The organism is bacterium (assembly GCA_035703895.1).
Classification (GTDB): domain Bacteria; phylum Sysuimicrobiota; class Sysuimicrobiia; order Sysuimicrobiales; family Segetimicrobiaceae; genus Segetimicrobium.
The window spans coordinates 1-3,728 of record DASSXJ010000324.1; the positions used below are offsets into that span (position 1 = coordinate 1).

At 64.1% G+C, this 3,728-nt stretch carries 5 protein-coding genes; 1 reads left to right on the top strand and 4 read right to left on the bottom strand.

Features of this window, described 5'->3' with window-relative positions; translation table 11 throughout:
* The first annotated feature begins 168 nt into the window (after window positions 1-168).
* A complete protein-coding gene (locus tag VFP86_21275) occupies window positions 169-1,059 on the top strand; it encodes an RNA polymerase sigma-70 factor (GenBank protein HET9002182.1) in 891 nt (296 codons plus the stop codon).
* A gap of 54 nt (window positions 1,060-1,113) precedes the next feature.
* On the opposite strand, the gene VFP86_21280 is transcribed toward VFP86_21275, so the two are convergent.
* The 4 genes from VFP86_21280 to VFP86_21295 form a co-directional block, all read right to left on the bottom strand.
* Window positions 1,114-1,506 carry a DUF202 domain-containing protein gene (locus VFP86_21280; GenBank protein HET9002183.1) on the bottom strand — a complete coding sequence of 131 codons (393 nt, stop codon included), beginning with the start codon at window positions 1,504-1,506 and terminating at the stop codon, window positions 1,114-1,116.
* Window positions 1,506-3,119: an FAD-dependent oxidoreductase gene (locus VFP86_21285; GenBank protein ID HET9002184.1), complete on the bottom strand. Its 1,614-nt coding sequence runs from the start codon at window positions 3,117-3,119 to the stop codon at window positions 1,506-1,508. Before VFP86_21285 ends, VFP86_21280 begins: the two co-directional genes overlap by 1 nt.
* Window positions 3,120-3,179: 60 nt before the next feature.
* Window positions 3,180-3,488: a non-heme iron oxygenase ferredoxin subunit gene (locus VFP86_21290; protein ID HET9002185.1), complete on the bottom strand. Its 309-nt coding sequence runs from the start codon at window positions 3,486-3,488 to the stop codon at window positions 3,180-3,182.
* 69 nt (window positions 3,489-3,557) lie between these two features.
* The coding region (locus VFP86_21295) for a UBP-type zinc finger domain-containing protein (GenBank protein HET9002186.1) at window positions 3,558-3,728 on the bottom strand (171 nt) is incomplete at its 5' end.

Here is a 3,728-nt window from a genome sequence, read left to right on the forward strand (position 1 = left end):
GATGTCCTGCCGTCCGGCACGTATCGGCTGTCACAAACCGCGCGGCTCCCCGGTCTTAGGGATACAATCCGAACCGGGCGAGGTGCAACATGAACGACCACAGAAACGCAAGACGCGTCGTCGTGCTGGGCGCAGGCTACGGCGGACTCATGGGCGCGGAGCGCTGAGATGAGCCAGGCGCCGGTCGATCACCTGGCCGTCTTTCAAGAGCACCGTCCGCTGTTGTTCTCCCTAGCGTACCGCCTGCTGGGCCGCGCCACGGAGGCCGAAGACGTCCTGCAGGACGCGTATCTCCGGTTCCTGGGCGCGTCGCTCGCCGACATCGAGTCGCCGAAGGCCTACCTCTCCACCATCGTGACGCGATTGTGCCTCAACCAGCTGACCTCGGCCCGAGCGCAGCGGGAGACGTACGTCGGGCCATGGCTGCCCGAGCCGGTCCTCGACACCGACCATCCCGAATTGAACAGCCCGGAGGCACGGGCCATCGAATACGAGACGATCTCGCTGGCCTTTATGGTGCTCCTGGAACGGCTGACGCCCGCCGAACGCGCGGTCTTTCTCCTGCGGGAAGTGTTCGACTATGAGTACGGCGAGATCGCCGGGATCCTGGACCGATCGGAAGCCGCATGCCGGCAGCTGTTCAGCCGGGCCAAGGACCGCATCGCGGCCGAGCGCCCCCGCTTCGAGGCCAGCCCGGAAGAGCACCACCGCCTGCTGGAACAATTCACCCGCGCGGTGACGGGCGGTGATCTCGACGGCCTGATGACGCTGCTGGCGGACGACGTGACCGCCTGGGCCGATGGCGGGGGCAAGGTCCGCGGGGCCGCCCTTAGGCCGATCCACGGCCGCGCGAACGTGGCCCGCTTCCTCATCGGCGTCACGGCGCGATTCGCGCCGGCGGATGCACGGCTGGCGGTGGCGAACGTCAACGGCAAGCCAACGCTGCTGATCCGCCGCAGCGATGGCACGGCTGCCGTCGTGGTCAGCATCGACGTGGACCGGGCGCGGATCCGTAACATCTGGGCGATCGGCAACCCTGACAAGTTGGGCGGCGTGTGACCGTCTCTGCCGGCGCCGGAGGAGCAAGGAGCCGGTGACGCCCGTGTCTGAAGGCTACAGTCGTCGTTCGATGTAGATCAGATATCCTGCCAATACCAAACCGAATACCGCCGTGAGAATCCCCACGAGGTCGATGACGAACCCAGACGGTTTGAACGCTCCTGATTCCAGCTGGGTACGCGTCCGATGGAAACGCAGTAGGCCGGCCAGCGTCAACAACACGCCCGCAACGATGGCCATCGTCCCGAACCAGACTGAAAAGTCCGGCGTCCGTGACGCGCTCCCCGGACTCTGCGCGACTTGGCGCATGGCTACGGAGAACCGGCCGATCGCAAAACCGAACACGACAATGGCGATCCCCGTGCGCACCCAAGCCAGAAACGTGCGTTCATTTGCGAGGTGGTCGCGGGCGCGGTTGAGGTCTCCGCTCTCAGTGATTGAGCGCATTATTCGCGGAGAACCTGATGCACGAAGGAGATGGCGATCGATCCTTCACCAACGGCCGCGGCGACACGTTTGACATTACCGCCCCGGACGTCCCCCGTCGCAAACACGCCCGGCAGGCTGGTCTCCAGAAGGTGCGGAGGGCGCGTGAGCGGCCAGCGCGCGGCGATCAGATCCTCCGGAGACAGCGCCGGCCCTGTTTTGATGAATCCTTTCATGTCCAGCGCAACGCAGCCATCAAGCCAACCCGTGTTGGGGACGGCCCCGGTCATCAGGAACACGTGGCTGATTGTGTGCGCCTCGATCTGCCCCGTTTGATTGTTCCGCCAACGGACGCATTCAAGATGGTCGCGTCCTTCGAGCGAGACGATCTCCGTGTGCGGTCGGAAGACGATCGTCGGAGTCTCTTCGATGCGCCGAATCAAATACCGTGACATCGTTTCGGCTACGCCGCGGGATCGGACCAGCAGGTGAACACGGCTGGCGGTCTGCGCGAGATACACTGCTGCCTGGCCGGCGGAATTCCCTCCGCCCACCACGATCACTTCCTCTCCGTCACACACCTGCGCTTCAACGAACGTTGCACCGTAGTACACGCCCGCGCCTTCGAACCGGGAGAGGTTGTGCAGAGGGAGCTTGCGATACTCCACTCCGGTGGCGATGACGACAGCGCGCGCCGGCACACGGGCACCATTATCCATCTCGATCGCGTACGGTTTACGATCGCAGATGAGTCGTTTGGCGTCCTTCGCGATGACCACCTGCGCGCCGAACTTCTGCGCCTGTGTGTACGCCCGCCCCGCAAGTTCCTGACCCGAAATACCGTTCGGGAATCCCAAATAATTTTCGATCTTCGAGCTCGAACCGGCCTGCCCCCCAGGCGAGTTCGTCTCCAGCACCAACACATCGAGCCCTTCCGACGCACCATACACGGCCGCCGCCAATCCCGATGGGCCGGCGCCGAGGATGACGAGATCGCGCACGTGAGTCTGGTCGATCGCATCGTTGAACCCGAGGCACTCGGCGATCTGCTGGTTGGTGGGATTCCGAAGCACGGTCTCACCCCCACAGATCACCACCGGCACATCCGCGGCGGCGACATGAAAACGATCCAGCAGATCCTCCACATCGCCGTCGCGGTCGAGATCGATGTACGAGTACGGGTGGCCGTTCCGCGTCAGAAACTCCTTGATCCGGAGCGTCCCGGCGGAATGAGTGGACCCCACGAGCACCGCATCCCCGATGCCGCGCGCAATCAACTCCACCCTGCGGAGGATAAACGCGCGCATCAGGATCTCGCTGAGTTCGGCGTCGGTCTGAATCAGCGCCTGCACGTGTTCGCGATCCAGCTCGATCACCTCGCCTGGCTGGGTGACACGCACTCGCAGGATCGCACGGCGGCCGGAGATCGTGTTGACCTCGCCCGTGAACTGACCAGGACCAAGGACGGAGACGGAGGTTGCCGTCAGGCCCGAGGGACGCACAATCTCGAGTTCACCAGCCGTGACCACGAAGAACGGCACGACCCGGTCTCCCTGCTCGATGAGGACTTCGCCCCGTTGGATCGGGCGCAGGTGTCCGTGCGCATCGATGCGGGCGATCTGCGGCGCCGTCAAAATCGGGAAAATCCGGGTTCCAGCGAGCGGGCTAGCCGCAGGCTCGAGCGACACGAGCGATCACCCGATCTCGAGCAGAACGTCCGTCCCCTCGACCCTCACAGGATAGGTCGAGACGGCCTGGCTCGCAGGGCCTTTGACTACCTGTCCTGACGTGACATCGAACTTGCTGCCGTGCCAAGGGCACGTGACGATTGTCCCCTCGAGTGTCCCTTCGGCAAGCGGGCCGTGCCTGTGAGTGCAGAGGCTGTCGATGGCGTAGAATGTGCCTCCGACGTTGAACAGCGCGACTTGCTTGGCTCCCGCCTGCACCGCTTTTCCCTTGCCCGGCGGAACTTGACTGATCACGGCAACCTTGACCTCGGCCAATGGACCCGCCTCCTCTCGAGATGTGTGTATTTCCACTATACCCCAGAGCGTTTGGGCGGGGTGGCCCCTTCAGAGGACGATCTTGTCGATGTAACACCACCGCCAGTCCTCCCCGGGCTCGAACGATCGGATGATCGGATGGTGGGTGGCGTGAAAATGCCGCGTGGCGTGGCGGTTCTTTGAGTCATCGCAGCACCCGACGTGCCCGCAGGTCAAGCACAGGCGGAGGTGCACCCAGGT

What these genes read in the sequence shown, in the direction of transcription:
- VFP86_21280 (HET9002183.1), bottom strand. Translation starts at nt 1,506, where the DNA reads ATGCGCTCAATCACTGAGAGCGGAGACCTCAACCGCGCCCGCGACCAC.
- VFP86_21275 (HET9002182.1), top strand. Translation starts at nt 169, where the DNA reads ATGAGCCAGGCGCCGGTCGATCACCTGGCCGTCTTTCAAGAGCACCGT.